Source organism: Streptococcus sp. GMD6S (genome assembly GCF_000297015.1).
Genome location: NZ_AJRH01000019.1, coordinates 1 through 25,518, shown reverse-complemented (window position 1 = coordinate 25,518; position 25,518 = coordinate 1). Strand labels below are relative to the sequence as shown.

Here is a 25,518-nt window from a genome sequence, read left to right as displayed (position 1 = left end):
ACAAGACCCCAGGCTTTTCTTATTCATAGGTTACGACTGTGACCGCACCCTTGTCATACTCAGCGATAAAGATATTGGCCACATTGTCATGTCCTTGTTTGCTTAGATTATCAAGCAGCCACTCTTCGCTACGGCCAATCGATTCCAAAACATCGACTTGGATCACACCGTCAGTCACAACTGGATACTTAGGATTTTCATCCCCCATTTGGACCACGATGAGTTGGCCATTTTGCTCCTGCACAGCGCATTTGACCTGTTTCATCTGGAAAATCCCTTGGCTACGAAGTTTGAGAGCAACTTCTGCTGCAGACAAACCAACTGAACGACAGGCTTCTGGGTCAATCTGCCCATTTTTGATAAGGAGAGTTGGTTTTCCATCAATCAAGCGTTTGACAAAACGAACATTGTTATTGAGCCACTTGAGGGTCAAGACCAAAATCGTCCACATCATCAAAATCACTGCATACTGGAGAATGCTGATAGAACTATTGTAAATCACCCCACCGATGATACCACCAAGAACATAGTTCTGAATTTGGTCTGTCGCAGAGTTAGGTGCTAGGTTACCCTTTCCTGTCACATTGATAACAAAAACAAGCGAGAAGAGCCCCAAGGCCAGTTTGATTAAAATTTCCATATAATTGAGTGTCATTTGTTTACCTCCACCAATTCAATAGCGTCTGTTTGATGCAATTCTAATTTCTCTAAAAGATACTTGTCTGGTTGGCTCCCGTTCATGGCGCGGTAGAAATTTGGACCTACCTTGACAAGCGCTCCATCAGTGGCTGCAGAAGTATTGACATAAACTTCTGATTTATCCACTCCCAAGTCTTTGGAAACAACCTCTATGAAATGAAGGGAGGTTTGAAATTGGTTGTTAGAGGCTTGATTGGTCTGGTATTTTGAGATTGTCACCAAAAGCATGGCCACCAAGGTCAAGGCCAAAATCATGACCAATTCCCGAAACTTAGTCCCCTTTTTATCTCGATAGGCTTTAAAAGCAAAAAATCCTGTGATAGCTAGGAGAACAATTCCAAAGCCAATCATGATGCCATTTTGCTGACTGATTTGGCTAAGTACATAGTCATATGAGTAAAATTTCATTTATTTTCACTCCCTTTCATAAAATCATTCTTAATTATAAACGAAAGAGAGTGATTTTTCAAGCCATACGTTGGGGAAATGGACCTTTTTTTGGTATAATAAAATCTATAATCTGAATGAAAAAGGTAACTTTATGAAACTCATCTCATGGAATATTGATTCCCTCAATGCTGCCCTAACTAGTGACTCAGCTCGTGCCAAATTGTCCCAAGAAGTACTACAAACCTTGGTCGCCGAAAATGCTGATATCATCGCTATCCAAGAAACCAAGCTTTCTGCCAAGGGGCCTACAAAGAAACACTTGGAAATTTTAGAAGAACTCTTCCCAGGCTACGAAAATACGTGGCGCTCTTCCCAAGAACCTGCCCGTAAAGGCTATGCTGGAACCATGTTCCTCTATAAGAAAGAACTTACACCAACTATCAGCTTCCCAGAAATCGGTGCCCCTTCTACCATGGACTTGGAAGGTCGTATCATCACTCTAGAATTTGATAAATTTTTCGTGACCCAAGTTTACACTCCAAACGCTGGCGACGGCCTCAAACGCTTGGAAGAACGTCAAGTCTGGGATGTCAAATATGCTGAGTACTTGGCTGAACTAGACAAAGAAAAGCCAATCCTTGCGACCGGTGACTACAACGTGGCACACAATGAGATCGACCTTGCAAATCCTGCTAGCAACCGCCGTTCACCAGGATTTACCGACGAGGAGCGTGCTGGATTTACCAACCTTTTAGCAACTGGATTTACTGATACCTTCCGCCACATTCACGGCGATGTTCCAGAACGCTACACTTGGTGGGCACAGCGCAGCAAGACTTCTAAAATCAACAATACTGGCTGGAGAATCGACTACTGGCTCACAAGTAACCGTCTCGCAGACAAGGTCACTAAATCTGATATGATTGACTCAGGTGCTCGCCAAGACCACACACCCATTGTCTTGGAGATTAAACTCTAAGGAGAAAACGAATGGACTATCAAGCTGTCATTCCTGAATTTGTAGTATCTGACATCGAAAAATCACGCCACTTCTACTGCGACCTGCTAGGATTCTCTGTCGAATACGAGCGTCCAGAGGAGAAATTTCTCTTCCTCTCGATTGAAGACTGCCAACTTATGCTAGAAGAAGGAAGCGCAGAAGAATTAGCTCAGCTGACCTATCCTTTCGGGCGCGGTGTCAATATTTCCTTTGGCATTGCAGATGTTCCTCAGCTCCACCAAAAACTGCTGGAAGCTGACTATCCTATCCATCGTCCCCTCACAAAAAGAGAATTTCGAGTAGGAGATAGCTTTATATATCCCCATGAATTTGCGATTTTGGATCCTGATGGTTATTTTTTAAGATTTAGCGAATAGAAGAATAAAAGGCTACAATACTTTCTAGCCTTGCAGCCTTTTATTCGTTCGCTTTTATGATCTATTTACTAACAAAATATTTGATTTATAAAGCTAATTGGTGTAAAATAAAAACATTGGCAGTAGCCTATTTAAAATTGAATATCATTTTACTTGTTTATGTCGTGAATTGGCACGACGTTTCTACAAGGTGCCGGAACACCTAACAATGAGTATGTCAGCTTGAGGTATGGTTTTGGCCATGCCTATTTTGGGGACTTACTTAGGGGATTAAGTAGGTCCTTTTTTAGTATTTTGCTAAGGCTAGCCTTCAAGGTTAAATATAATATTTTTAATATTTCCCTTATTTAGTGCGGACGGGAGTGAAATTATCCTGTGGATAATTTCAGGAATCCAGGGAATTTCATCCCTAATTTTTGAGCCCCTAGCTCTTTCATTTCTAGGCTTAGGCTAAAATAGTTCCCCGAACTATTTTACTCTCAAAAATCCCGTCATATACAATAACAAGATTATTGTATATGATACCACTACAGCGGGAAATATCTAGTAAAACTCGCTTCGCTCGCACTAGTATTATACATATACATTATTAGCAAACTAAATCACTATAGAAACATCTAGACAAGCAAATGAAGCATCTTTTAGACTTTAGGAGGTCTTATGAAATTATTAGAAGAGCGCATCCTTGAGGATGGGCATATCTTGAGTGACAACATCCTCAAGGTGGATTCCTTTTTAACCCATCAAGTTGACTTTAGCTTGATGCGAGAGATTGGTAAGGTATTTGCGGACAAATTCGCTTCTGCTGGCATTACCAAGGTCGTAACCATTGAAGCGTCAGGTATTGCCCCAGCTATTTTTACAGCAGAAGCCTTGAATGTCCCCATGATTTTCGCCAAGAAAGCTAAAAACATCACCATGAACGAAGGAATCTTAACTGCCCAAGTCTACTCCTTTACCAAGCAGGTGACCAGCACCGTTTCCATCGCTGGAAAATTCCTCTCACCTGAGGACAAGGTCTTGATTATTGACGATTTCCTTGCTAATGGCCAAGCGGCCAAAGGCTTGATCCAAATCATCGAACAAGCCGGAGCAAAAGTTGAAGCGATAGGTATCGTGATTGAAAAATCTTTCCAAGATGGTCGTGATTTGCTTGAAAAAGCAGGATATCCAGTCCTATCACTGGCTCGCTTGGATCGTTTCGAAAATGGTCAGGTCGTATTTAAGGAGGCAGATCTCTAATGCAAAAACAAGAAAAACACTCACAAGCAGCCGTTCTTGGCTTGCAACACTTATTAGCCATGTACTCAGGATCCATCCTGGTTCCCATCATGATTGCGACAGCTCTGGGCTATTCAGCTGAGCAATTGACCTACCTAATCTCCACAGATATCTTCATGTGTGGGGTGGCCACCTTCCTTCAACTCCAACTCAACAAATACTTTGGGATTGGACTACCAGTCGTTCTCGGGGTTGCCTTCCAATCCGTCGCTCCTTTGATTATGATTGGGCAGAGTCACGGTAGTGGGGCTATGTTTGGTGCCCTTATCGCATCAGGGATTTATGTGGTTCTGATTTCAGGTATTTTCTCAAAAGTTGCCAATCTCTTCCCATCTATCGTAACAGGCTCTGTCATTACCACGATTGGATTGACCTTAATTCCTGTCGCTATTGGAAATATGGGAAATAATGTCCCAGAGCCAACTGGTCAAAGCCTTTTGCTTGCAGCTATCACTGTTCTGATTATCCTCTTGATCAACATCTTTACCAAAGGATTTATCAAGTCTATCTCTATTTTGATTGGGTTGGTCGTTGGAACTGCTATTGCTGCTTCCATGGGCTTGGTTGATTTCTCCCCTGTTGCGGCAGCACCGCTTGTCCATGTCCCAACTCCTCTCTACTTTGGGATGCCAACCTTTGAAATCTCATCTATTGTCATGATGTGTATCATCGCAACGGTGTCTATGGTTGAGTCGACTGGTGTTTACCTGGCCTTGTCTGATATCACGAAAGATCCAATCGACAGCACGCGCCTGCGCAACGGTTATCGTGCAGAAGGTTTAGCTGTCCTTCTCGGAGGAATCTTTAACACCTTCCCTTACACAGGATTTTCACAAAACGTTGGGTTGGTTAAATTGTCAGGTATCAAGACCCGCCTGCCAATCTACTACGCAGCTGGTTTCCTAGTCCTCCTTGGACTCCTTCCTAAGTTTGGTGCCCTCGCCCAAATCATTCCAAGCCCTGTCCTTGGAGGGGCCATGCTGGTGATGTTTGGTTTTGTTTCCCTTCAAGGGATGCAAATCCTCGCCCGCGTTGACTTTGCTAACAATGAACACAACTTCCTTATCGCAGCTGTCTCCATCGCTGCAGGTGTCGGACTCAACAATAGTAATCTCTTTGTCAGCATGCCAACAGCCTTCCAAATGTTCTTCTCAAACGGAATTGTCGTAGCCAGCTTACTAGCCATTGTTCTCAATGCAGTATTAAACAGGAAGAAGAAATAAGAAAAAGAGGTGTGAGCCTCTTTTTTGTTTATCTATATCCTTACCTGTCTGTCTTCTGACCGCTGGCCTGTGACAAACATGGTAAAGGTTGCTTTGCAGACATTTCTGCCTTCTTGATTGGTGATATCCACATCCACGACACAGGTTGTGCGTCCATGATGGACACATTCTCCTTTAATGGTCAACACGTCGTCGAGTTTTCCTGCCTTGAGGTAGTTGATAGAGGACTGGAGCGTCACTCCATCAAGCCCCAGCGAGATAACCACCAAACCACTAATCTGGTCACAAAGGGTGAAGAGATAGCCACCATGGGCATTGCTATAGTAGTTGAGCGACGAGTCCACCACTTTGGTCGTCACCACAACATGACCATCTCTCATTTTTTCAATTTCGTAATTTTCAAAGGCAGATATAGCATCAAAATGAAAATCTTTCATCGTTTCCTCCTGATAGTTCAAACGACACTATGATACTACTTTTTATAGGACTGTGCAAGGAGAAAGCTCCTAGTCTGGCAAAATTCCGACCTGCTCAACAAAACGCATAAAAGCTGCCTGTCCTTGTTCCGTCTGCTTGTAAACTCCTGCATCCTCCAAAACACGTGCAAAAATAGCACCCACAGAGTCCTTGACGATTTCAAGGGCTTTTTCTTTATCTGCTAGGTCCGGATGTTGGGCTTTGAGCTGGTCTGCCCATTCTTGATGATAGTCGGCAACTATATCATCATCTCCCACAAGATAGCTAGCAACCTGTTCCACTTCTGCTTTCAAACGTGGCGGCAGGATAGCCAAACCCATGACCTCAATCAAGCCGATATTTTCCTTCTTGATATGTTGGACATCCTTGTGGGGATGATAGATGCCATCAGGATGTTCTGGCGATGTCTGATTGTCCCGCAAGACCAAGTCCAACTCAAACTGTCCATCGCGTTTACGAGCAATCGGTGTGATGGTGTGATGCGGTGTCCCGTCTGTCTCTGCTAAAATCTGGACTTCAGGGTCTGAATACTGTCGCCATTCCTGTAAAATCTTGTCAGCCAAGTTAATCAAATCCTCCTTGGAATCTGAAGTCAAACGTAGCACTGACATTGGCCACTTAACAATCCCAGCCTTGACCTGCTCAAAACCAGCAAAACAGAAAGTCTTTTGCAAAGGAGCCAATTCCATAGGAAATACGTGACGGCCTCCTTGATAGTGGTCATGAGTTAGAATAGAGCCCCCCACAATTGGCAGGTCGGCATTAGAGCCTGCAAAATAGCCAGGAAACTGCTCTACAATCGCCAGCAGACGCTCAAAACTCTGACGACTAATGGCCATAGGTCGATGCTGACCGTCTAAGAAAATACAGTGCTCATTAAAATAAGCATAGGGCGAATACTGGAAGCCCCACTCCTGACCCGCCATTTCGAAACGGATAATGCGGTGATTGCTGCGAGCTGGGTGGTTGACTCGACCATGGTAGCCTTCATTCTCTAGACAAAGCTGACACTGAGGATAATTGCTAGCTTGCACCAACTTGGCTGCTGCAATCTCTTTCGGATCCTTTTCAGGCTTAGAGAGGTTGATGGTGATCTCAAGTTCTCCGTAGTCAGATGGAACACGATAAGCAATATTCTTAGAAATAGCCTTGAGCTTGATGTAGTCATTTTTCTGGCTGAGCTGGTAAAAATCCCCTATCGCCTGCTCAGGAGAGTGAGCATAGGTTGTCCAAAAGTCACGATTAACCTGACTTGGACAAGGAGTTACCAAGTCCATCAGTTCAGAACCGAGGATTTCACGCGCAGCCTGATTATCCTCAATCGTCTCTAATCGAACCGCTTCCTCGACCAGCTGGTCCTTGAGGTCAATCAATTTATCTAGATCAGTCTCAACTTCCAAAACACCTTCACCCACTCGCGCCAAAACACGATTGGTTAGGTAGATTCGATCCATTTCCTCAAATGAACTTTCAGCAATAACATGTGTTACAAATTTATCTACTAAGGTCACTATAAAGCCTCCTTTTAACTAGTCAAGGACGCGAGTGCCACCTGCAACTTCAGCGATATAGAAGCTAGGAGCATATCCAACGACTTCCTCGTAGTGCTTGCCTACAGCTTCCTTAAAGGACTCAACAGCGTCTTTTCGCACCAAGGCAATGGCACATCCGCCAAATCCTGCCCCTGTCATACGAGCACCAAGAACACCTTCCTGAGCCCAAGCTGTGTGAACAAGAGTATCCAATTCCAAGCCAGTTACTTCATAGTCATGTTCTAGAGAAACGTGAGATGCATTCATCAAGCGACCAAATGTTTCCAAATCACCTGCTTGAAGAGCTGCTTGTGCTTTGAGGGTACGTTGGTTTTCAAGCACAGCATGGCGAGCACGTTTTAAGCGATTTTCATCTTTAATCAGATAGCTGTATTGGTCAAAGGCCCACTCATCCAATTCACCCAAGGTCTGAATATCCAAGGCAACTTGCAATTCTTCGACAGCTTTTTCACACTCAGCACGGCGTTCATTGTACTTAGAGTCCGCCAGTTCACGACGTTTGTTGGTATTCATGATAACAACGACATTGTCCTTCAAATCAAGTGGCACCAAGTCGTATTCTAACGTATTGGTATCCAGGTAAATGGCCCGTTGGTCAGCTCCCATACCGATAGCAAACTGGTCCATAATACCAGAGTTGACTCCGATAAAGTTATTTTCTGTTTGTTTTCCGATTTTAACCAAATCCAAACGGTCTAGTTTTAAACCAAAGAGATGCTCTGCCACAACCCCTGTCAAAAGTTCCAAAGATGCTGATGAAGACAAGCCTGCACCATTTGGGATATTCCCATAAACATAAAAATCAAACCCTTTGTCAATCACATGTCCAGCTTCTTGCAAGAAATGAAGAACCCCTTTTGGATAGTTGGTCCAGCTGTGCTCTTTTTCAAATTTGAGGTCAGCAAGAGGCACTTCGATGATACCATTGTCCTCAAAGTTGGCTGAGTAGAAACGCAAGACTTGGTCGTCACGCTTGCGAGCCGCTCCATAGGTTCCCAAGGAAATAGCAGCTGGAAAAACGTGCCCACCGTTGTAGTCTGTGTGTTCACCAATCAAATTGATACGACCTGGTGAAAAGAAAGTTTGGTCTGCTTCTTGACCAAAAACGGCAAGAAAGTCTTTGCGAAGGGCTTCAGTAGTAAGATCTTGTGTCATATAAATTCTCCTTTGACTGTCGTTAAGTCACCTTAACGTGTAATCGTTTTCTTCTATTGTATCCAAGGGAGTTGCCAAGGTCAATCCTTTTTACTAAACTTTTACTAAACTATCAGTAAAAAGCAGAAAAATATGATATACTAACCTAAAAGGAGGAGGATTTATGGCTACCTTAAAAGACATCGCACAGCTAGCCTCTGTCTCTATCGCGACCGTATCTCGTGTCCTCAATCGCGACCAGAGTCTATCTGTTACAGAAGAAACCAGACACCGTATTTTAACTGTCGCTGAAGAGCTGGGCTACACCAAGCATCTCAAGACAGGCGAATCCCACAAGCCCAAGCAAAAGATTGCCATTATCCAATGGGTCAGCGAACAAGGGGAGTTGGACGACCTCTACTACTACCAGATTCGTCTCGGTATTGAAAAAAGAGCCCAAGAGTTGGACTATGATATCTTGCGCTATTTTAACGACCATCCTTTTACATTAAGCGAGGAAGTGATCGGCATTCTCTGCATCGGAAAGTTCAGCCGAGCTCAGATTGCTGCCTTTGAAGAATACCAAAAACCTTTAGTCTTTATAGACAGCGATACCCTCTCATTAGGTCATACCTGTATTATCACTGACTTTTACACTGCTGTGAAACAAGTTGTAGACCATTTCCTCAGCCAAGGGATGAACCGTATTGGAATTCTCACAGGCCTTGAGGAAACAACCGACCAGGAAGAAATTATCCAGGATAAGCGGCTAGAGAATTTCAAAGACATTACCCAAGCAAATGGTATCTACCATGAAGAACTGGTCTTTCAGGGGAGCTTTACTGCCCAGTCTGGCTATGACTTGATGAAGGAGGCCATTCACAAGCTAGGAGAACAACTCCCACCAGCCTTTTTCGCTGCCAGCGATAGTTTAGCCATCGGCGCCCTTCGTGCCCTTCAAGAAGCTGGAATCAGCCTACCAGACCGCGTCAGCCTCATTTCTTTTAACGACACCAGCCTGACTAAGCAGGTCTATCCTCCCCTTTCTAGCATCACTGTCTATACCGAAGAAATGGGCCGAGCAGGGATGGATATTCTTAACAAGGAAGTTCTACACGGTCGCAAAATACCTAGCCTAACCATGCTGGGCACCAGACTGACATTGAGAGAAAGTACACGGAATGAATAGAATATCAAAACGACCTCTTATTGAGGTCGTCTTTTCTAATGATGATGCCCATGCTTCTGCTCTAACTCTCTCACCCTCCGCTTATGTTGCGCATGATTACTTTGACTGCTATCCACTTCAATAGTGATATTCTGCACGCCTCTTTCTTCTAAACATTGACGCACCACTTCTTTGGTCTCCATCATCTGCTCCCAGTCCTTGATACAAATGTGAACAATAGCATTGTTCTCTAGACCGTCCATGGACCAAATGCTAAGTTGGTTAACACTTTTGACATTGGTCAGAGCCTCTATATCCTTCTCCAGATCACTTGTCTCGACCCCTTCTGGCACAGCATCTAGGAAAATCTTCAGTGCGCTCCAAAAGCGAGGAATGGCTTTCGACAGAATAAAGATGGAAATAATAAGCGACAAGAGTGGATCGAGGATATACCAATCTGTAAATCGAAGAATAATCGCCATTAGAATGACAGCCAACCAACCAAGAGTATCTTCCAAAAAATGCAAGCTAAGAATTGACTCATTCTTTGTCTTTCCTTTACGAACTACCAGACTTGCTAGTACATTGATAACTACTGCAATGATTCCCAGCCAGAGGATACCATTTTCATTAACGGGTTGCGGGTGAACGATCTTTGTGACATTTTCCAAGATCACTAGGACAGACCCTATCATAAGAATCACAGCCGTTAGCATGGCCCCTAAAAGGCTGAAACGTTTGTAACCCAAGGTGTACTGCCTATCTTCTTCACGGTTTGAGATTGTTTCTAAAAGGGCTGAGATACCAATGGCTATAGCATCTCCCAAGTCATGAACAGAATCAGCAAGAACTGCACTCGAACCAAAGATTCCTCCTGCGATAAACTCAACAATCGCATAGCTTAAATTTAAGAAAAAAGCTAACCAGATAGATGTTTTAGAACTCATTTCTCTCCCTCCTTTGGTATAATGGGTATATACATACTTCTTTCATTTGTATTATCTAATAAAATCCAAAGAAAGGATAGAAGCAAACTGTCAGTCCTGTTCAGTTCTGAACAGTTTGTCTCAAGTGTCTATATGCCAAAAAGAGACCGTCGAGTCAGCAAGACGAAAAAAGCCATCTATCAAGCTTTTTTACAACTTTTGAACGATAAGGGCTATGATGCCACTACTGTTCAGGATATCATTGACCTAGCAGATGTTGGACGTTCTACTTTTTACTGTCATTACGAAAGTAAGGAACTCCTTTTAGATGAGCTCTGTCGCTACCTCTTTCATCATCTCTTTGAAAGGGAAGGACACTTTACTACCGAGGACTACCTCGCGCATATCTTTTTACATTTTCAGAAAAACCAGGACCATGTCACCAGTCTCCTTTTTTCCAAAAACGACTACTTCCTCCGCCAACTACACAAGGAACTCGAACACCACGTTTATCCCATGGTGGCGGGTGACTTGCAAGAGGCCTACCCAAACATTCCAGCCTCCTACCTCCAGCATTTTGTTGTGACGAACTTTATCGAGACTCTAACTTGGTGGCTAAAAAAAGGAAAATCTTATACCGAAGAGCAAGTGGTGAGATTTTACCTTGATGTAATGGAGATGACCTCTACAACTCCACTTGATAACTAAGCCTGTAACTCAGAAAGGAACCAACTATGTTAACTTCGATGATTCTAGGAATACTAACAATTGTACTAGCTCTCGCCTTCTCATTGCTTCACCTTGCTGCTGCTTTTTCAGCCATGAAACAAAAGAACTACAGTCTAGGAAATAAGTGCATCTTGGTCGGCAGTTGCCTCACTTCTCTGGCTCTAGCCATCTTTTACTTCGTCCCAGTTGCGACCATTCTTCTATGGATTGTGGGCTCGAGTATCGTCTGCTATGGAGCCTACTGGAATGGCCAACAGAAAGAAAAACAACATATCTCGCACCACATCGTTCGTATAACGACCGCTATTATCATTACGGTATTATTCATTTTGCTCTAACACAAAAAAGGATCATCTGATCCTTTTTTACTTTTTTAAGAGCTTTTTGCTGCCTTGCTCCACTGATACCACCCAACTAGACTATTGATGAGATAAATTAGGTATTTCCCTTGGATTTGCAGGCTTTCTCCCCACTAGAGATAGATTGAAAAGACATTGGTAGCTGCCCAGAATATCCATTGTTCACGGTAAACAGCTGTCATGAGGATTTGCCCAACCCCATTGGTCGCATCGGTGATGGAATCGCGATAAGGACGATTGGCTCCGATAGACTGATAAATGAACCCAAAGGCCAACCACCAAAGAACACTAATAGAAAGATACTTTGTCCAACCCTTGCCGTCTAGTTTACGTGCGACAAACTCTTGTTGTTCTTTCTTAAACTGGGCTTGATAAATCCAAACCAAGAGACCAATTGGCTGCATAATTGTAAAATAGAGAGTTGTTAAAACCTCACCATAGAAGCCTTTTTGAAGGGCAAGCACCAGATAAATGATGGAATTAATCAAACCAAATAGGTAGTTACTAGCACGACCTTCAGCTTCTCAAAGAGCAGAAAAAAGGTTAGTAAGGCTTGAGAGATGAATCATTTTAAAGGCAAACAATTCCAACAAGACGTCATCATTGTCGCTGTTGGTTATTACCTACGTTACAATCTGAGCTATCGTGAAGTTCAGGAATTGCTTTATGACCGTGGAATAAATGTTTGTCACACTACGATTTATCGGTGGGTTCAAGAATACAGTAAAATCCTCTATCATCTCTGGAAAAAGAAAAATAAACAGTCCTTCTATTCGTGGAAAATGGATGAAACCTATATCAAAATTAAGGGGCGTTGGCATTATCTCTATCGAGCGAATGATGCGGACGGTTTAACATTGGATATCTGGTTACGAAAGAAACGTCAAGCAGACGATAACAGCTATAAGTTAGAAGATACCGCCTATCAAGAAGATAAAGCACGCAAAGCAGAAACCGAAGATAAGCTAGCTATTGAAGCAATGAAAAGCAAGTACACCACGCTATTGCTAGAAAATATGTTGCTAAGTCCGTTTGAAATGCAAGATACAAAAATCATGGCAGGATTGCAAGTCCATGTTTACCCCCTCTATGACGAACTGAAAGAATTAAGAGGGCTAAATAGTGTCAAAGACCACTTGTCTTATGTTGCCAGCAGACGTGAAGAATATTCTAAGCATAATATCGCACGCTACCCCAAAAAAGCCGTTGAACAATATCTACCAACGGTTAAAAGGCAGGACTTAAACCATGAGTGAAGACTTAAAAACGATCAAAGAGCTGGCGGATGAGTTGAGTGTTACAAAACAAAATATTCAATATCACTACCAAAGGTTACCAAAAGAATTACAGCTTAAAAGTTCCAATGGGTCTAATCTAATAAATTCTAAAGCAGAAAAAATAATTTTAGGTAAAGTAGAAAGTAGTAGCAAATCAAATACCAAAGACCAACAAATAGAAAAACTAACTAATTTGTTAGACCAGTAACAACGATTAGCCTTGCAAGATAAAAAGTTACTAGAAGAATACAAGGCGGAAAATGATAACTTAAAAGCCCTCAAAATGCCCTCACAGGAAACAGAATTCAAACACTTAGACAATCAATATAAAGATGAAGTGAACGCTCTTAAAGAGAAGTTGGAAAATTTACAGGAACAAATCAAAGATCAAAAAAGGATAGAAGAACAAGAAAAACCAATAAAATGGTGGGGACTATGGCGAAAATAGATGATTCAGTTAAAAAGAAAGTTCCAGAATTGCGATTTAAAGGGTTCACGGATGAATGGGAACAGCGTAAGTTGGGAGACGAAGTTCGAATAGTGATGGGACAGTCTCCTAATTCAGAAAATTATACTGATGATCCTAATGGGCGCTAAAAATGCGAAGACCTATGAAGACCTATTTTGTATTAGTCAAACAAAAAATCCAAAAGAAATGGTATATGATTATGACCATGAAACAAAGTAAAATCAAACCGAGTGATCTGAGGAAGCACCCGATGATCATGAAACGTTATTAAACACAAAAGTCACCCATGTGAGTTCTTGCCAGAAGCTGAAGTTAATCCTTCAACCTGGAAAACCCGCAGAGGTGACTTTTTCTATACATCTCGATTTTTCTGGCAATAATCATTAACCGATAAATATGTCTGTGAATCACCCAGCGACTCCGCTATGTCCATAATCCGCGGTGGTAGTAATCCCACTCGCTGGACAAGTTCGTGATTGCTGAACAATTCCCGTGGACTGCCGGCGAAGCCAAACTTCCCGTGTTCCATAACATACACCGACTCAAACTCGGCGGCAACCCAATCCATGTCATGGGTGATGGTCACAACTTGGTGGCCCGAATCAGCCAACTGATGGAAAATTGCGGTCAACTTGCGCCGGCTTTCCCAATCAAGCGACATCATCGGCTCATCAAATAAATAAATCGCCGGATCCACTGCCAAAACTGTGGCAACGCTCAACAGCTTGCGTTCCGACAATGACAGGTCATACGGACTTTCATCTGTTTTATCATCCAAGCCAACTCTTTTTAGAGCCTCTAAAGCCCGCCTCGTAATCGTGTCGTGGTCATCCATGACCTGCGCGACATTCCACTCCACCTCTCGTTGAACGGTCGGGTTGAAAAGCTGATCGTCAGGATTCTGAAAAGTAATCCCAACCTTCAGTAACTTTTCGACCGGTTTAAGATCATTAAAATTTTCTCCATCGATCTTAATCACACCGGTTTGTGGTGTCAGCAAACCCGTCAACAATTTGAAGAGCGTTGATTTGCCGGCACCATTTTGGCCGACAATCGCCACCATCGGATCGGCGAAGTGTTTGTCTTCAACATCCAAGCTAAAGGACCGTTCCGGATAAGTGAACGTCAGGTGGCTCAGTTCAATTGTGGACATAACGAACCTCCTTCAGATCAGCGTAATTCACTGGATACCGGCCATCAGCCAAGTGCCAATCCATTTTTTGAGCAAGTTGCTGGATTGTCGGGGCTGGAATCTGCCAGTCAGCTGCCAAATGATTAAACACCTCACCCGGCCTGCCCTGGGCTACCATTTGACCCTCGTGCAGCACCCACACAACGTCGGCGACTTCGCACAAATCGTCAATTTCACTGGTGACAATGAAGACAGTCGTCTCTTTGACTTGGGCCAGCCATTGGAAAAATTGCCGGCGGCCAAGGGGATCCATCTCACTGGTCGGATCATCCATAATCAAAACAGCCGGATTAGCCACAATCGCCGTGGCAATTGCCAACCGCTGGATCTGACCACCGGAAAGGCTCTCGGGACGCAAATTCAGCTGTTCAATCAGCCCCATTTGCGTGGCAACTTCTTCAACCCGTTTTTGAATCAGTCCTTCAGCCATTCCCTGATTAATCAAGTCAAAGGCGATTTCATCGGCAACCGTGTCTGCCAACCCGCTTAGTTGGCCAGCTGGATTTTGCAGTACAACTCCATTCATGGCATTATAAACGGGCCAATTGTCAGACACTCGCTGGCCAAACATGTGCCAATCGCCCTCAATCTCAGCAGACACAATTTTGGGAATGACCCCTGCCAGCACACGGCACAAAGTCGATTTGCCGGAGTGGCTATTCCCGATAATCCCAACCACCTGGCCGGTATGAACCTCCGCGTTAATCTGACGCAGTTGTGGTTGCTCAGTACCCGGATAACGGGTGGTCAAATTTTCAATTACAATCCGTTTATCTTCGTCCATATCTTCCACCCAATCAATAAAATTGCCAATCCAGTCAGACCAATGTGCAGCGTCCGCGACAGGCGATACACGCGCTGGGAGGTTCTGACAGTCCGGTTGAGATTATCAAAACCTCTCAGTTGGAGAGAAATCGACCGCGTCATCGATTGATCCAAGGTCTTAATCACCAATGGAATTAGAACCGGCAGGACTGACTTTAATTTCTGAATCAACGTTTTTTGCGGATTGGTTCCGCGAACTTTTTGTGCCTGCTGGATTTTCCGCATATTGCGCATCATTTCCGGCAAAATATAACACACCGACATCAGAACGTAGACGGTTTTATAAGACAATCCGGACAGTTCCAAATAGGCCGCGTTTTCTGAAATACTCGTGGTCACCATAAAAAAGCCACTGGTCAAAATAATCACCAATACTCGACAACCCAGAGTGGTGGCGTAAATCAGGCCCTCTTTGTAGAACGACACCCCAAGCACAGAAAACAGCACAGTTTGATTCCGACTGTAAAATAACCCTTGGATGATCAGCATGGTGCAAATCAGAAACAGGCTGAATCCCAGCGCCTTAAAGGTGGTAGAACTCAATTTGGAAAATAACAATAGCAGTGTTGCGACAAGAATTAATCCGGCCTGAAGCAATAAATTCATACTGGCAAAGCTCAACAACGTCATGTCCAAGATGAACAAGAGCTTAGTAATCGGATCGATCACCTGGTACCATTTGAGCTTGACCCGTGGCGCTCCAGAAATCAATGTTTTATCAGTCATCATTTATCATCGCTAAAGAAGTGCACCATCCGCTTCGGCAGCTGACGATAGATGAAGAATGCCAGGTAGGCCACGCAGACTTTATCCAAAATATCCAAGACAAACTCATCGATAAATGAGGCCAGCCACACTGGTGCATGATTGGCGACCATTACCGCAAACAATGAGTCACCCCAAGCGATACCGGTCTGACCACCCCAAAAGATGACGTTGAGTGGCGTTGAAATGACAGCTGAAACGATGGCAATAATAATAGCAGAAACAAATACTCGTCGCGCTGACGAGAACCACCCATTGGCGTGCAAAACTCCGACAGCAATCCCAATTCCGATGCTGGTAATCGCATACACGGTTGAAATTGGCGATAAGGTCAGCCCATAGATCACGTTGTTGATGAAACCACTAATGGCACCGGCAACCGGCCCAGCCAACATGCTGGTAAGAAAGGTTCCCAAAGACCCCAGCCAAACGGGCAACTTTAACCCCTCCGCCAAGGCTTTGGCAACATAGTTAATCCCCACGGCAGCGGGAATCAAAGTCATGGTGGCAGCACTTAACTTAAATTTCCACATACTGGTACGATGAATCGGTTCTGTTTTCATAATCTTCTCCTTTTGTTTTTAAAGAGCCGTGTCTGGATAGACTTTCGGACGCAACGCTCTATTATATATCTACTGAACTGTCTATACACAAGATTTCCATCCTTAGTCGACATGAGCTGGAAATCCTGATTTGTTAAGTAGTTCACAACACATTATACACCTATTTTGTGAATAGTCAAGTGTATTTACAGTAAAAATCTAGAAAATCCTGAAAATTTTCTCTTATACTCTTCGAAAATCAAATTCAAACTACGTCAGCGTCGCCTTACCGTATATATGTTACTGACTTCGTCAGTTCTATCTACAACCTCAAAGCTGTACTTTGAGCAACCTGCGGCTAGCTTCCTAGTTTGCTCTTTGATTTTCATTGAGTATTATTTTCCATTTTAAATGACATTTAGTAACTCTAATACCAAAAAAGCCCAGACGACATTGTCTGAGCATTCTTCTGTATAGGCGTATAACCAAGTTGAGTTTAGCATTTTCAAGCTATTTCTTCAACAAACCTTGTTCTTGTAGAAATTCTTTGGCTACTTGTTCTGCTGACTTGCCTTCGACACCGACTTGGTAGTTGAGCTGGCTCATCTGGCTTTCAGTAATTTTACCAGCCAATTTATTGAGAACTGTTTCCAACTCTGGATGTTTCTTGAGAAGAGCTTCTTTCATTAGTGGAGCCCCTTGATAAGGTGGGAAGAGTTGTTTGTCATCTTCCAAGACCTGCAAATCATAACGCGCCAACTCTGCATCGGTTGAATAGGCATCCGTAATTTGAATATCGCCTGACTGAATTGCCTGATAGCGAAGAGCTGGCTCCATGGTCGCTACGTTGAGATTGAGACCATACATTGATTGCAAGCCCTTATTGCCATCTTCACGGTCATTAAATTCGAGTGTAAAACCTGCCTTCAGCTGCCCTTCCACTTTTTTCAAGTCCGAAATGGTCTTCAAGCCATATTCTTGAGCAATCTTTTTCGGAACAGCTACAGCGTAGGTGTTTTGATAAGACATAGGTTTGAGATAGGCCAGATGATCCTGTTTGGCAATGCCATCACGCGCCACTTGATAAACCTGATCTGGCTCATGACCTACTTTAGGTGCTGGTTGAAGCAAACTTTCAGTCACCGTACCAGTAAATTCAGGATAGATATCAATATCCCCTTTTTTCAGAGCTTCATAGAGGAAGCTTGTTTTCCCAAAATTCGGTTTAACAGTCGCAGTCATACTGGTATTTTCTTCAATGAGGAGTTTATACATATTGGCCAAAATTTCTGGTTCCGGTCCCAATTTTCCAGCAATAACCAAATTTTCTTTCTCTTTTTGAGCTAAGAGGGCTGGACTATAAGACAGACCGAGCAATATGGTCACCAAGGCAAAACCAGAGAAAATCGTTCTCAATTTTGCTTTTTCCATCACTTTTAGCAGGAAGTTAAAGGCAATGGCAAGCACTGCAGAAGAAAGGGCCCCAATCAAAATCAGACTGGTATTATTGCGGTCAATTCCCAAAAGGATAAAGGAACCCAGTCCGCCTGCCCCAATCAAGGCCGCCAAGGTCGCCGTACCGATAATCAAGACCGCTGCCGTCCGAATCCCAGACATAATGACAGGCATGGCAAGTGGAATTTCAAACTTCTTGAGTCGCTCCCATCTGGTCATCCCAAAGGCAATCCCAGCCTCTTGCAGACTCGGATCAATTCCCTTTAGCCCAGTGATGGTATTTTGCAAAATCGGGAAAATCGCATAAATCACTAGTGCTGTCAAAGCAGGCAAGGTTCCAATTCCCATCAAGGGGATAAAGAGCCCCAACAAGGCCAGAGACGGGATAGTCTGGAAAATTCCTGCAATCTGCAAGACCCAATCCGCCATCTTTTCATGATAACGAAGAAATACCGCTAAAGGGACTGCAATAAAAATAGCCAGCAACAAGGTCAAAAGCGACAACTGCAAATGTTGAGATAGAGCTGTTACCCAATCACCAAAACGATCCTGAAAAGTTGATATCAAATTAGTCATGAACACTACCTCCAAACAAGTCTGCTACAAAGTCTGTTGCAGGCGCTTTTAAAATGGTCTCAGGATTCGCCACCTGACGAATCTCTCCATCCTGCAAGACAGCAATACGGTCCGCCAATTTCAAAGCTTCATCCGTATCATGGGTCACAAAAATCGTTGTCATCCCAAACTCTTTATGCAATTCTTTCGTCAGAACCTGCAACTGTTTTCTCGAAATAGCATCCAAGGCTGAAAAAGGTTCATCCATGAGGAGAATCTTAGGCTGACCAATCATAGCACGGACAATGCCCACCCGTTGCTGTTCTCCACCAGATAATTCACTTGGAAGTCGATGCCCATACTCAGCTACTGGTAAACCAACCTTAGCTAAAAGCTCTTCTGTTTTCTTCGCAATGTCTTCCTTAGTCCAGCCCTTCATCTCCGGAATGAGAGCAATATTTTCTGCAACCGTTAAATTGGGAAACAGAGCAATGGCCTGTAAAACATAACCAGTAGAAAGACGAAGTTCCCGCTCGTCATAGTCTTTGATGCGCTTGCCATCCATGTAAATATTTCCATCAGTCGGTTCCAAAAGACGATTAATCATCTTAATCATGGTCGTCTTACCGGACCCAGAAGGTCCAACTAAAACCATGAACTCCCCATTCTCAATCCGTAAATTGACATCTCTCAAAACATCTTTTTCTGTATAGCGTAGCGCTACATTTTTATATTCGATCATTATTTGTCCTCTATTTAAAACTTCCCTCGGTTGGTCAAGTTACCAAACTTTTAATAACTAATTTATCCCACTCTAAACCTCATTTTCCTTCTCTTTCAGATTAGCCAAAATTCTTTCTTGAAAGGCTTCAAACTGCCTAATTTCCTCTTCTGAAAATCCTTTGTAACAGATAGTATCCAATCTCTGACTGACACGTTGCCCAACTTCTTTCTGGGACTTGCCCAACTCTGTTAAAACTAAATACTTCTTACGCTTATCTTCTCCACACGGACTGACAGTTATAAGATTTTGTTCCTCTAGCTTTTTTATCATAGTCGTCAGCGTATTATTAGCAAGCCCAGTCGCAAGCGCAATATCTGTCGCAGTTGCACAGCCCGTCTTACTATTCCATAAAACCGCTAAAATCTTTCCCTGCTCACTCCGATAAAGAGAGTCAGGGTCTTGTCTCAGTAACTTTTGAAAAATCCGCCCATTCAACAAACGAATATGATGGGCTACCAAATGACAATATTTCATGAAACCTCCAATTTATTTCCATATCGATACGAATGAAAACATTATAATACTTATTATTCTAACTGTCAACTATTTCGATTTAGAACTAATTTTTCTCAGTAAAAAATCTCCTACTCAAGGTAGAAGATTTCAATCTTATAAACTTAATCCGTCATGTCTGATACCAAAGTTCGACGCTCCAATGGAATACTGCACATAACTAACAAGAAAATGAAGCCTGACTGAATCCAGAAAAGGGCCAAGTCAAAGATTCCATGCACAGCAACCACTGTAAGGAAAGATAGATAAAGACCGATAATTGGACGTTTCCCCGACTCCTGACTCATATCCATCATCAAACGAACAGGAGCAACAGAAGACAAAGCTAATAAAATGGTTCCCACAATTCCGTAACTCAGAATCGTATCAATATAAAGGCTGTGAGCATGTTCATGATAAGGAGCATTTATCCGAGGATAAGAGTGCATATAGGTCAATGGCCCCTCCCCCCAAAAAGGATTTTGCTTAAACAAGGCCATCCCAGCATCCCAGATAGAAATGCGTTCTTCCATAGAGGAATCTAAAGTCCCCATCCGAACTCCCAAATCACTAGAAAAAAGGAAACTCAAGCCAATCGCAAAGACCCCGATACTAAGCCAAAAGGCCTTCCAGTTTTTAATGGTTGTAAAGAGATAAATGATGGCTCCAGCGATAATAGCAGGAAAGGCAGTTCGATTTTGCGTAAAGTTCAATCCAAAGAGATTAACAAAGCCTGCAATCACACAGAATACCTTCAACCAATTCAACTTGGTCGTTGTAAAGAGATAGAAGGCAATCATGATACAGAAACAACAAATAATTCCATAGTAATTAGGATTAAAAAAGGTCACTTCTGCCCGATTCTGATGCCATACCTGCATATTGGGCGAAAGAAAGGCATAGTTAAATTTCTTTACAATTTGGAAATGCTCCAAAGTAGCAAAAGCCGCAGAGAGCACACTACCAAACAAGATTGTCTGCAGTATCAGTCGAAAGAAAGCATGTGTCAGACGTTTCTGGTAGAAACTAAAGAAAATGAGGAAGAGAAACATCAGTAAAGATGCAACCAATCCAAGCCAATTCTTAGCGACGATAGAGATGATACTACTGTAGGCAATAAAAAAGAGAAGTACAGGATGTTTGGCCAATCCTTTGATAATTCCCTTCATCTCCCCAGTAACAAGTAAACCTATCAAATATAAAGCAAAGAGCCCTAAGAATAAATAAAAAGGTAAAAAGATACTTATGATCATCAAATATAAAAAGAAATCTTTTTTCGAAAGCCCTCTTATCTTATCCAGTAATCCAATTGATTTCAAAACGGATCCTTTCTGTTCTGGATTTCTCCAGAAGATAAATGCTAAACTATCTTTATATTCTACCATTTTTTCCGTCATTTGGGAACAATGAACACGTTTTCACCACAAAAAATTCTATCATCAATATAGCACTAGAACTGAATTTTTCTGCCGTTTTCCACTACTTGATAGGTCTGACTTTGCAAATCAATTTCTGCTACTGCTGTTACGGACTTGTCTTTATTTTGACGTTTGATTACAATGCTGTGAGCTGTTGGTGTTTCTATCTCAATAGTCCCTTCTAGGTCAAAGGCCTCTGATTGATTACGAAAAGAAAATAGATTGAGAAGAGACTTCACCACAGGACGTTGAACTTCTTCTGCTATTTCCTCGTTGCTATAGTAATGACGATTAATATTTCGACCTTCTTTGGTTTCTTCTAAAAATTTCAAGTCATTTTTTCCTGCTAATAGACCCACATAGTAAACCTGAGGAATGCCTGGAGCAAAAACTTGAATCAAACGAGCAAGGAAGTACTTGACATCATCATCTCCAAGTGCTGAATAATAGGTTGAATTGATTTGGTAGATATCTAGATTGTTATACTCTGCACTAGAGTACTTGCGTTTGACATTCGCTCCAACCTTATAGAGTTCATTTGAAGCATAGTCAATTTCCTCATCAGTCAGGATATCTTTGACATCCACCACTCCAATCCCATCATGAGTATCTAGTGTCGTAAATTGCTTCATCGAGCTCATCTTCAACCACTTGGCCAAACGCTCTGTTCTGGAACTGTAAAGAGTATAAAGAGTCACCATTGGAAGGGCAAAATCGTAAACATAGTAATTATGATCCGCTATTTTAAACTGAATCGAATAGTGTTCATGAATCTCAGGTAAAAGCTCTGCCCCATACTCAGCAGCGATATCTCGAACTTTGTCCAATAAATTCCAAATATCTGGTTCCACAAAGAAATCATTGGTATCCAATTTCTTCACTGCATAAGCAAAGGCATCTAGACGAATCAAATCACACCCGTTACTTGCTAGATGTTGAATGGTCTTACGGATGAATCTCATCGTTACTTCTTTGGTCACATCAAGATCAATCTGCTCCTCACCAAAGGTATTCCACAAATGTTCTACTGAACCATCTGCAAATACAATCTCTTGCTTTGGTGCACGATCCTTACGCTTGTAGATTAAATCTACGTCAGACTGTGTCGGACGGTTCTCTGGCCAAAACTTATCCCAGTTTAAAAAGAGATCTTTAAATTCACTGGCTTCATGTTTTTCTTGATAGTCCCTATAATACTTAGATTGACGAGAAATATGATTAATCATAAAGTCAAACATAAGATAATATTTCTCACCTAAACGCTTAACGTCCTCCCAATCACCAAAAGCTGAATCCACTTCATCATAGTCAACTGGCGCAAATCCACGATCACCTGTTGATGGGAAAAATGGTAGAAGGTGAACTCCCCCAATAGCATCGCCAAAATGTTCTTCCAAATTCTCATATAAGTCTTTAAGATTATTTCCAAGACTATCTGAGTAAGTAATCAACATAGTTTTATTTTGAATGGTCATAGATGTTCTCCTTTTTCTGATGAAAGCCAAGTCTTATATGACCTGGCTTCGTAAATGAAAGATATTTTTAGATTTTTGTTCACATCGAACTCGTACTAAACTGCAAGCAACTAAGTACTACTTTCTTGTTTTCTACATAGAATTGCCAACAAGCTGAACCTTTCGTCTATGTATGGAATTATAGATTCCCTAAGCACTTTCTTACTTCACTGCCCCGTTACTCATTCCTGAAATGATATGTTTTTGGAAGATGAGGTAGACAATAGTTATCGTTACAATTCCTACAATATAGGATGCAAAGCTTGGGCCATAGTCATTGAAGTACTGACCTTGATAGTTGTATTGGAAGAGAGGCAAAGTCCACATCTTGGAATCCTTATTCAGAATCAAAAGTGGCAACATAAAGTCATTCCAGAACCAGAGGGCATTGATAATCAAAGTTGTCGCATGCATGGGCTTCAACATTGGAAAAATGATTCGACGATAAGTTGTAAAACGATCAGCCCCATCAATTTCTGCAGCTTCATCTAAACTATCTGGTATACTGATTTTAATATAACCAACATACAAGAAGAGAGTCTGTGGAATAGCATAAGTTAAGTAGAGTATTACTAGCCCCCACATATTCGCTAGACCGAGTTTACTCATCATAACTGTGATGGGAATCATAATCACCTGAAATGGAACAAATATCCCTAAGATCAAGAGCGAATACATAATTGCAAAGGCTTTTTTCTTGGACATATTTCGAGCAATGGAATAAGCTGCAGCTGGTATAAAGAAAGCCACTACAATCAATGATAACACCGTAATAACTGCTGAATTCCAGAAATAGCCTCCAATTCCATCCGAAATCAATCGTTCATAATTACTCAACGTAAAAGGATTGGGCAAACTAAAGAAATGATTCATGATATCCTTAGTTGTCTTGAAAGAACTAAATACTGTTACCAACAAAGGAACAAGTATAAGAATACCACCGACTATCAAGAGGACGTATTTCCAAAACTGATTCAATTTTTCTTCTTTTTTCATGTGTAGGACTCCTCTATTAGATTTCAAATTTCTTTGATAGCTTGATTTGGATCAGAGAAACAATTCCAATAATTAAGAATAAAATCAAGGCAATTGCATTCGCATATCCATATTGATTACTCTTGAAAGCATAGTTGTAGACTAAAAGTCCAAGAGACGTTGTAGCATTATTTGGACCACCACTCGTCAACGCAAAAATTTGGTCAAAGGCTGTCAAACCAGACTTAAGAGCCAAGATAAAAACCATTGAGATCGTTGGCAGTAAATAGGGCAATTCAATCTTCCAAAAAGTTTGTTTACTGGTTGCACCATCAATTGATGCTGCCTCTAAAATATCAGTTGGAATACTCTGAAGACCAGCAAGAAAGAGAATGATTGGCATAGCTACTCCTTGCCATAGAAGAACAAAAATAGTTGCCACTACCGCTCCGACAGGTGTCCCTAATAGACTCTCTTGTAAAAAACTAATTCCTAAAATTTTTCCAATCGTTGGAAGCCCATAGTTGAAGAATTGTTTAAAAATCAAGGAAACTGTCAAACCAGATAAAACAGCCGGGAAAAAGAACCAAGCTCTAAAGAAGGTCCGCCCCTTCATCTTAGAATTTAAGGCTCGTGCCACAACCATCCCAATCGTAATCTCTCCAATAATCAATGCCAGAGTTAAAATCAAAGTAAAGGATATGGCTGTGAAGAATTTCCCATCAATCATCAGTAATTTGTAGTTATTTAAACCAACAAATTTATAATTATAGGTCAATCCAGTCCAGTTAGTCAAACTATAGAAAGCACCTTGTACCATTGGAAAGTAAAAGAAGATAGCTTGTAAAGCAAGCGGGATGAGCAAAAATGTCCAACCCCAGTATTTATTTAAAAATTTTCGAATAGCCATATCATCTTAACTCCTATTCTAGTCCAAATCTGCCTTCATTGGATTAAAGAAAGCATTGAGATTGTTTGCCATATTTTTCAGATTTTTATCCATCAGGTAACCTGCACTTAGATTAAAAAAGTCTTCTTCAGAGTTCCAGCGTTGGCCCAACCAAACATAATGTTTGTCCGTAAAAGCCAGTTTAGAAATAGCTGCAAGCGCTGAATCTTCTTTTTCCTGTATGCCTTTTACCGCAACTGGTGATCCATCTACATCATAGTATGACTGCATAGCTTTTGGACTAGTCATATAGCTGATAAATTCTTCGGTTTCCTTAGGGTGTTTGGTAGTAGCTGAAGTTGATAATGCCATATCCCCTGCACCAACAGTGACTTCTTTTCCTACTTCTTCTCCAGGAAAGGCAAACATCCCCACCTCAAATTTTGGATCCTGTTGATTAATTGCGGCTAATGCCCATGATCCTTGTGGCATCATCAAGGCTTTTTCACTCGAAAATGCTACCACCGCATCATTATAAGAGGCACCACGCCAACCATCTTGAGCATTATCTGCTAATAAATCGAGTCGTTCTGCATCTGCTTTTAAAATAGCATCATCTGCAGAGATTGCGTTTGGTTTTGAAAAGCGAAGGTAGTTATTAGCCGCGTCTCCACTACCTGTAAGAGTAATGAGAGAAAGTTGGTGGTAACCATTCAATGTCCAGCCTTCATTGCCTGCAACCGCAAACGGAGAATTCCCACTATCTTTTATCTTTTTGACAATCTCTTGAAACTCTTTAAAAGTCTTCGGTTCCTCAAGTCCTAATTCTTTAAACTTCGTTTTATTGTAATAGATTCCATAAAGGTTGGCTGTTAATGGCACACTATAAATCTTGTTATTGATTGCATACTTTTCGGCATAGTCATTCTTGATGTTCTCAAGATAGGGTTTTCCTGTCATATCTGCAAAATAGCCTGCCTTCGCCCACTCCTGAAAATCCATATTTTGAGGATAGATATTAATAATATCTGGAACATCTCCTGATAAAAT

The 25,518-nt window shown here is 42.0% G+C and carries 29 protein-coding genes, 1 pseudogene and 1 riboswitch; of the genes and pseudogenes, 11 read left to right on the top strand and 19 right to left on the bottom strand.

The genetic code is table 11. The features are described 5' to 3' along the window. Positions 1–19: 19 nt before the first annotated feature. Both GMD6S_RS04785 and GMD6S_RS04780 read right to left on the bottom strand, forming a co-directional pair. Entirely contained in the window at positions 20–655 is a 636-nt protein-coding gene (locus tag GMD6S_RS04785) for a DUF421 domain-containing protein (RefSeq protein ID WP_000174451.1), read from the bottom strand. Beyond that, a complete protein-coding gene (locus tag GMD6S_RS04780) occupies positions 652–1,107 on the bottom strand; it encodes a DUF3290 family protein (protein WP_000675331.1) in 456 nt (151 codons plus the stop codon). The genes GMD6S_RS04785 and GMD6S_RS04780 overlap by 4 nt, the downstream gene beginning before the upstream one ends. 133 nt (positions 1,108–1,240) lie before the next feature. On the opposite strand from GMD6S_RS04780, the gene GMD6S_RS04775 reads away from it, so the two are divergent. The 4 genes from GMD6S_RS04775 to GMD6S_RS04760 all read left to right on the top strand — a co-directional run bounded on the left by GMD6S_RS04775 (position 1,241) and on the right by GMD6S_RS04760 (position 4,970). Beyond that, the gene (locus tag GMD6S_RS04775) at positions 1,241–2,068 is read left to right on the top strand and encodes an exodeoxyribonuclease III (protein ID WP_008293051.1); all 828 of its coding nucleotides are present in this window, start codon (positions 1,241–1,243) and stop codon (positions 2,066–2,068) included. Between the two features lie 11 nt (positions 2,069–2,079). Further along, the gene (locus GMD6S_RS04770) at positions 2,080–2,466 is read left to right on the top strand and encodes a bleomycin resistance protein (RefSeq protein ID WP_000386214.1); all 387 of its coding nucleotides are present in this window, start codon (positions 2,080–2,082) and stop codon (positions 2,464–2,466) included. 133 nt (positions 2,467–2,599) lie between these two features. Further along, a riboswitch (purine riboswitch) is annotated at positions 2,600–2,695 on the top strand. Between the two features lie 431 nt (positions 2,696–3,126). Then, entirely contained in the window at positions 3,127–3,708 is a 582-nt protein-coding gene (locus tag GMD6S_RS04765; protein WP_000770386.1) for a xanthine phosphoribosyltransferase, read from the top strand. Then, a complete protein-coding gene (locus tag GMD6S_RS04760) occupies positions 3,708–4,970 on the top strand; it encodes a nucleobase:cation symporter-2 family protein (protein ID WP_001171644.1) in 1,263 nt (420 codons plus the stop codon). The genes GMD6S_RS04765 and GMD6S_RS04760 overlap by 1 nt, the downstream gene beginning before the upstream one ends. 32 nt (positions 4,971–5,002) lie before the next feature. On the opposite strand, the gene GMD6S_RS04755 is transcribed toward GMD6S_RS04760, so the two are convergent. From GMD6S_RS04755 to GMD6S_RS04745, 3 genes are all read right to left on the bottom strand, one after another. Further along, complete coding sequence (locus GMD6S_RS04755; protein WP_000651202.1) at positions 5,003–5,407, bottom strand: PaaI family thioesterase; 405 nt, start codon at positions 5,405–5,407, stop codon at positions 5,003–5,005. A gap of 69 nt (positions 5,408–5,476) precedes the next feature. Continuing rightward, the gene (locus GMD6S_RS04750; RefSeq protein WP_000176972.1) at positions 5,477–6,958 is read right to left on the bottom strand and encodes a UDP-glucose--hexose-1-phosphate uridylyltransferase; all 1,482 of its coding nucleotides are present in this window, start codon (positions 6,956–6,958) and stop codon (positions 5,477–5,479) included. An 18-nt stretch (positions 6,959–6,976) separates the two neighbouring features. Next, complete coding sequence (locus tag GMD6S_RS04745; protein ID WP_000189888.1) at positions 6,977–8,155, bottom strand: galactokinase; 1,179 nt, start codon at positions 8,153–8,155, stop codon at positions 6,977–6,979. Between the two features lie 163 nt (positions 8,156–8,318). Between GMD6S_RS04745 and galR the strand changes: the two genes are divergently transcribed. Then, positions 8,319–9,323, top strand: a complete 1,005-nt coding sequence (gene galR, locus GMD6S_RS04740) for a DNA-binding transcriptional regulator GalR (protein WP_000212493.1) — start codon at positions 8,319–8,321, stop codon at positions 9,321–9,323. Positions 9,324–9,358: 35 nt separating this feature from the next. On the opposite strand, the gene GMD6S_RS04735 is transcribed toward galR, so the two are convergent. Beyond that, positions 9,359–10,249, bottom strand: a complete 891-nt coding sequence (locus GMD6S_RS04735; protein ID WP_000095931.1) for a cation diffusion facilitator family transporter — start codon at positions 10,247–10,249, stop codon at positions 9,359–9,361. 132 nt (positions 10,250–10,381) lie between these two features. Here GMD6S_RS04735 and GMD6S_RS04730 point away from each other — a divergent pair, with 132 nt between their 5' ends. Both GMD6S_RS04730 and GMD6S_RS04725 read left to right on the top strand, forming a co-directional pair. After that, on the top strand, positions 10,382–10,936 hold the full coding sequence (locus GMD6S_RS04730) for a TetR/AcrR family transcriptional regulator (RefSeq protein ID WP_001126072.1): 555 nt from the start codon (positions 10,382–10,384) through the stop codon (positions 10,934–10,936). A 26-nt stretch (positions 10,937–10,962) separates the two neighbouring features. Next, complete coding sequence (locus GMD6S_RS04725) at positions 10,963–11,295, top strand: hypothetical protein (protein WP_000958143.1); 333 nt, start codon at positions 10,963–10,965, stop codon at positions 11,293–11,295. A 35-nt stretch (positions 11,296–11,330) separates the two neighbouring features. Here the strand turns inward: GMD6S_RS04725 and pnuC are convergent. Further along, positions 11,331–11,837, bottom strand: a pseudogene (pnuC, locus tag GMD6S_RS04720) (nicotinamide riboside transporter PnuC); the annotation flags it as partial. A gap of 39 nt (positions 11,838–11,876) precedes the next feature. On the opposite strand from pnuC, the gene GMD6S_RS13065 reads away from it, so the two are divergent. The 4 genes from GMD6S_RS13065 to GMD6S_RS12695 are packed head-to-tail and all read left to right on the top strand — an operon-like array spanning position 11,877 to position 13,190. Then, the gene (locus GMD6S_RS13065; protein WP_001015324.1) at positions 11,877–12,572 is read left to right on the top strand and encodes an IS6 family transposase; all 696 of its coding nucleotides are present in this window, start codon (positions 11,877–11,879) and stop codon (positions 12,570–12,572) included. Next, positions 12,565–12,801 (top strand): hypothetical protein, encoded by a 237-nt coding sequence (locus GMD6S_RS04710; protein WP_001287839.1) that lies wholly within the window; start codon positions 12,565–12,567, stop codon positions 12,799–12,801. The genes GMD6S_RS13065 and GMD6S_RS04710 overlap by 8 nt, the downstream gene beginning before the upstream one ends. A gap of 12 nt (positions 12,802–12,813) precedes the next feature. After that, positions 12,814–13,041 (top strand): hypothetical protein, encoded by a 228-nt coding sequence (locus GMD6S_RS04705; RefSeq protein WP_001152920.1) that lies wholly within the window; start codon positions 12,814–12,816, stop codon positions 13,039–13,041. Then, positions 13,029–13,190: a hypothetical protein gene (locus tag GMD6S_RS12695; RefSeq protein WP_001062367.1), complete on the top strand. Its 162-nt coding sequence runs from the start codon at positions 13,029–13,031 to the stop codon at positions 13,188–13,190. The genes GMD6S_RS04705 and GMD6S_RS12695 overlap by 13 nt, the downstream gene beginning before the upstream one ends. A 224-nt stretch (positions 13,191–13,414) precedes the next feature. Here the strand turns inward: GMD6S_RS12695 and GMD6S_RS04695 are convergent, their stop codons facing one another. The 12 genes from GMD6S_RS04695 to GMD6S_RS04640 all read right to left on the bottom strand — a co-directional run. Beyond that, positions 13,415–14,215, bottom strand: a complete 801-nt coding sequence (locus GMD6S_RS04695; protein ID WP_000103852.1) for an energy-coupling factor ABC transporter ATP-binding protein — start codon at positions 14,213–14,215, stop codon at positions 13,415–13,417. Then, positions 14,202–15,038, bottom strand: coding sequence for an ABC transporter ATP-binding protein (locus tag GMD6S_RS04690; protein ID WP_000343048.1), 837 nt, complete (start codon positions 15,036–15,038; stop codon positions 14,202–14,204). Before GMD6S_RS04690 ends, GMD6S_RS04695 begins: the two co-directional genes overlap by 14 nt. Further along, the gene (locus GMD6S_RS04685) at positions 15,014–15,805 is read right to left on the bottom strand and encodes an energy-coupling factor transporter transmembrane component T (protein WP_000130448.1); all 792 of its coding nucleotides are present in this window, start codon (positions 15,803–15,805) and stop codon (positions 15,014–15,016) included. The genes GMD6S_RS04690 and GMD6S_RS04685 overlap by 25 nt, the downstream gene beginning before the upstream one ends. Next, positions 15,805–16,407 carry a hypothetical protein gene (locus tag GMD6S_RS04680; RefSeq protein WP_000846126.1) on the bottom strand — a complete coding sequence of 201 codons (603 nt, stop codon included), beginning with the start codon at positions 16,405–16,407 and terminating at the stop codon, positions 15,805–15,807. The genes GMD6S_RS04685 and GMD6S_RS04680 overlap by 1 nt, the downstream gene beginning before the upstream one ends. A 489-nt stretch (positions 16,408–16,896) precedes the next feature. Then, positions 16,897–18,417, bottom strand: a complete 1,521-nt coding sequence (locus tag GMD6S_RS04675; protein ID WP_000183019.1) for an ABC transporter permease/substrate-binding protein — start codon at positions 18,415–18,417, stop codon at positions 16,897–16,899. Then, on the bottom strand, positions 18,410–19,138 hold the full coding sequence (locus GMD6S_RS04670) for an ATP-binding cassette domain-containing protein (RefSeq protein WP_000575227.1): 729 nt from the start codon (positions 19,136–19,138) through the stop codon (positions 18,410–18,412). The genes GMD6S_RS04675 and GMD6S_RS04670 overlap by 8 nt, the downstream gene beginning before the upstream one ends. A 72-nt stretch (positions 19,139–19,210) precedes the next feature. Continuing rightward, positions 19,211–19,654, bottom strand: coding sequence for a MarR family winged helix-turn-helix transcriptional regulator (locus tag GMD6S_RS04665; protein WP_000872568.1), 444 nt, complete (start codon positions 19,652–19,654; stop codon positions 19,211–19,213). A gap of 143 nt (positions 19,655–19,797) precedes the next feature. Beyond that, positions 19,798–20,991, bottom strand: coding sequence for an O-antigen ligase family protein (locus GMD6S_RS04660; RefSeq protein ID WP_008293041.1), 1,194 nt, complete (start codon positions 20,989–20,991; stop codon positions 19,798–19,800). 131 nt (positions 20,992–21,122) lie between these two features. Next, on the bottom strand, positions 21,123–22,565 hold the full coding sequence (gtfA, locus tag GMD6S_RS04655; protein ID WP_000155215.1) for a sucrose phosphorylase: 1,443 nt from the start codon (positions 22,563–22,565) through the stop codon (positions 21,123–21,125). A 201-nt stretch (positions 22,566–22,766) separates the two neighbouring features. Next, positions 22,767–23,600: a carbohydrate ABC transporter permease gene (locus tag GMD6S_RS04650; RefSeq protein ID WP_000711267.1), complete on the bottom strand. Its 834-nt coding sequence runs from the start codon at positions 23,598–23,600 to the stop codon at positions 22,767–22,769. Between the two features lie 16 nt (positions 23,601–23,616). After that, on the bottom strand, positions 23,617–24,489 hold the full coding sequence (locus GMD6S_RS04645; RefSeq protein ID WP_001007695.1) for a carbohydrate ABC transporter permease: 873 nt from the start codon (positions 24,487–24,489) through the stop codon (positions 23,617–23,619). Between the two features lie 18 nt (positions 24,490–24,507). Next, on the bottom strand, positions 24,508–25,518 hold a 1,011-nt coding region (locus GMD6S_RS04640), incomplete at its 5' end, for an extracellular solute-binding protein (protein WP_000541566.1).

Coding starts and splice junctions, on each gene's coding strand:
- GMD6S_RS04785 (WP_000174451.1), bottom strand. CDS start 655: ATGACACTCAATTATATGGAAATTTTAATCAAACTGGCCTTGGGGCTC.
- GMD6S_RS04780 (WP_000675331.1), bottom strand. CDS start 1,107: ATGAAATTTTACTCATATGACTATGTACTTAGCCAAATCAGTCAGCAA.
- GMD6S_RS04775 (WP_008293051.1), top strand. CDS start 1,241: ATGAAACTCATCTCATGGAATATTGATTCCCTCAATGCTGCCCTAACT.
- GMD6S_RS04770 (WP_000386214.1), top strand. CDS start 2,080: ATGGACTATCAAGCTGTCATTCCTGAATTTGTAGTATCTGACATCGAA.
- GMD6S_RS04765 (WP_000770386.1), top strand. CDS start 3,127: ATGAAATTATTAGAAGAGCGCATCCTTGAGGATGGGCATATCTTGAGT.
- GMD6S_RS04760 (WP_001171644.1), top strand. CDS start 3,708: ATGCAAAAACAAGAAAAACACTCACAAGCAGCCGTTCTTGGCTTGCAA.
- GMD6S_RS04755 (WP_000651202.1), bottom strand. CDS start 5,407: ATGAAAGATTTTCATTTTGATGCTATATCTGCCTTTGAAAATTACGAA.
- GMD6S_RS04745 (WP_000189888.1), bottom strand. CDS start 8,155: ATGACACAAGATCTTACTACTGAAGCCCTTCGCAAAGACTTTCTTGCC.
- galR (WP_000212493.1), top strand. CDS start 8,319: ATGGCTACCTTAAAAGACATCGCACAGCTAGCCTCTGTCTCTATCGCG.
- GMD6S_RS04735 (WP_000095931.1), bottom strand. CDS start 10,249: ATGAGTTCTAAAACATCTATCTGGTTAGCTTTTTTCTTAAATTTAAGC.
- GMD6S_RS04730 (WP_001126072.1), top strand. CDS start 10,382: ATGCCAAAAAGAGACCGTCGAGTCAGCAAGACGAAAAAAGCCATCTAT.
- GMD6S_RS04725 (WP_000958143.1), top strand. CDS start 10,963: ATGTTAACTTCGATGATTCTAGGAATACTAACAATTGTACTAGCTCTC.
- GMD6S_RS13065 (WP_001015324.1), top strand. CDS start 11,877: ATGAATCATTTTAAAGGCAAACAATTCCAACAAGACGTCATCATTGTC.
- GMD6S_RS04710 (WP_001287839.1), top strand. CDS start 12,565: ATGAGTGAAGACTTAAAAACGATCAAAGAGCTGGCGGATGAGTTGAGT.
- GMD6S_RS12695 (WP_001062367.1), top strand. CDS start 13,029: ATGGCGAAAATAGATGATTCAGTTAAAAAGAAAGTTCCAGAATTGCGA.
- GMD6S_RS04695 (WP_000103852.1), bottom strand. CDS start 14,215: ATGTCCACAATTGAACTGAGCCACCTGACGTTCACTTATCCGGAACGG.
- GMD6S_RS04690 (WP_000343048.1), bottom strand. CDS start 15,038: ATGGACGAAGATAAACGGATTGTAATTGAAAATTTGACCACCCGTTAT.
- GMD6S_RS04685 (WP_000130448.1), bottom strand. CDS start 15,805: ATGACTGATAAAACATTGATTTCTGGAGCGCCACGGGTCAAGCTCAAA.
- GMD6S_RS04680 (WP_000846126.1), bottom strand. CDS start 16,407: ATGAAAACAGAACCGATTCATCGTACCAGTATGTGGAAATTTAAGTTA.
- GMD6S_RS04675 (WP_000183019.1), bottom strand. CDS start 18,417: ATGACTAATTTGATATCAACTTTTCAGGATCGTTTTGGTGATTGGGTA.
- GMD6S_RS04670 (WP_000575227.1), bottom strand. CDS start 19,138: ATGATCGAATATAAAAATGTAGCGCTACGCTATACAGAAAAAGATGTT.
- GMD6S_RS04665 (WP_000872568.1), bottom strand. CDS start 19,654: ATGAAATATTGTCATTTGGTAGCCCATCATATTCGTTTGTTGAATGGG.
- gtfA (WP_000155215.1), bottom strand. CDS start 22,565: ATGACCATTCAAAATAAAACTATGTTGATTACTTACTCAGATAGTCTT.
- GMD6S_RS04650 (WP_000711267.1), bottom strand. CDS start 23,600: ATGAAAAAAGAAGAAAAATTGAATCAGTTTTGGAAATACGTCCTCTTG.
- GMD6S_RS04645 (WP_001007695.1), bottom strand. CDS start 24,489: ATGGCTATTCGAAAATTTTTAAATAAATACTGGGGTTGGACATTTTTG.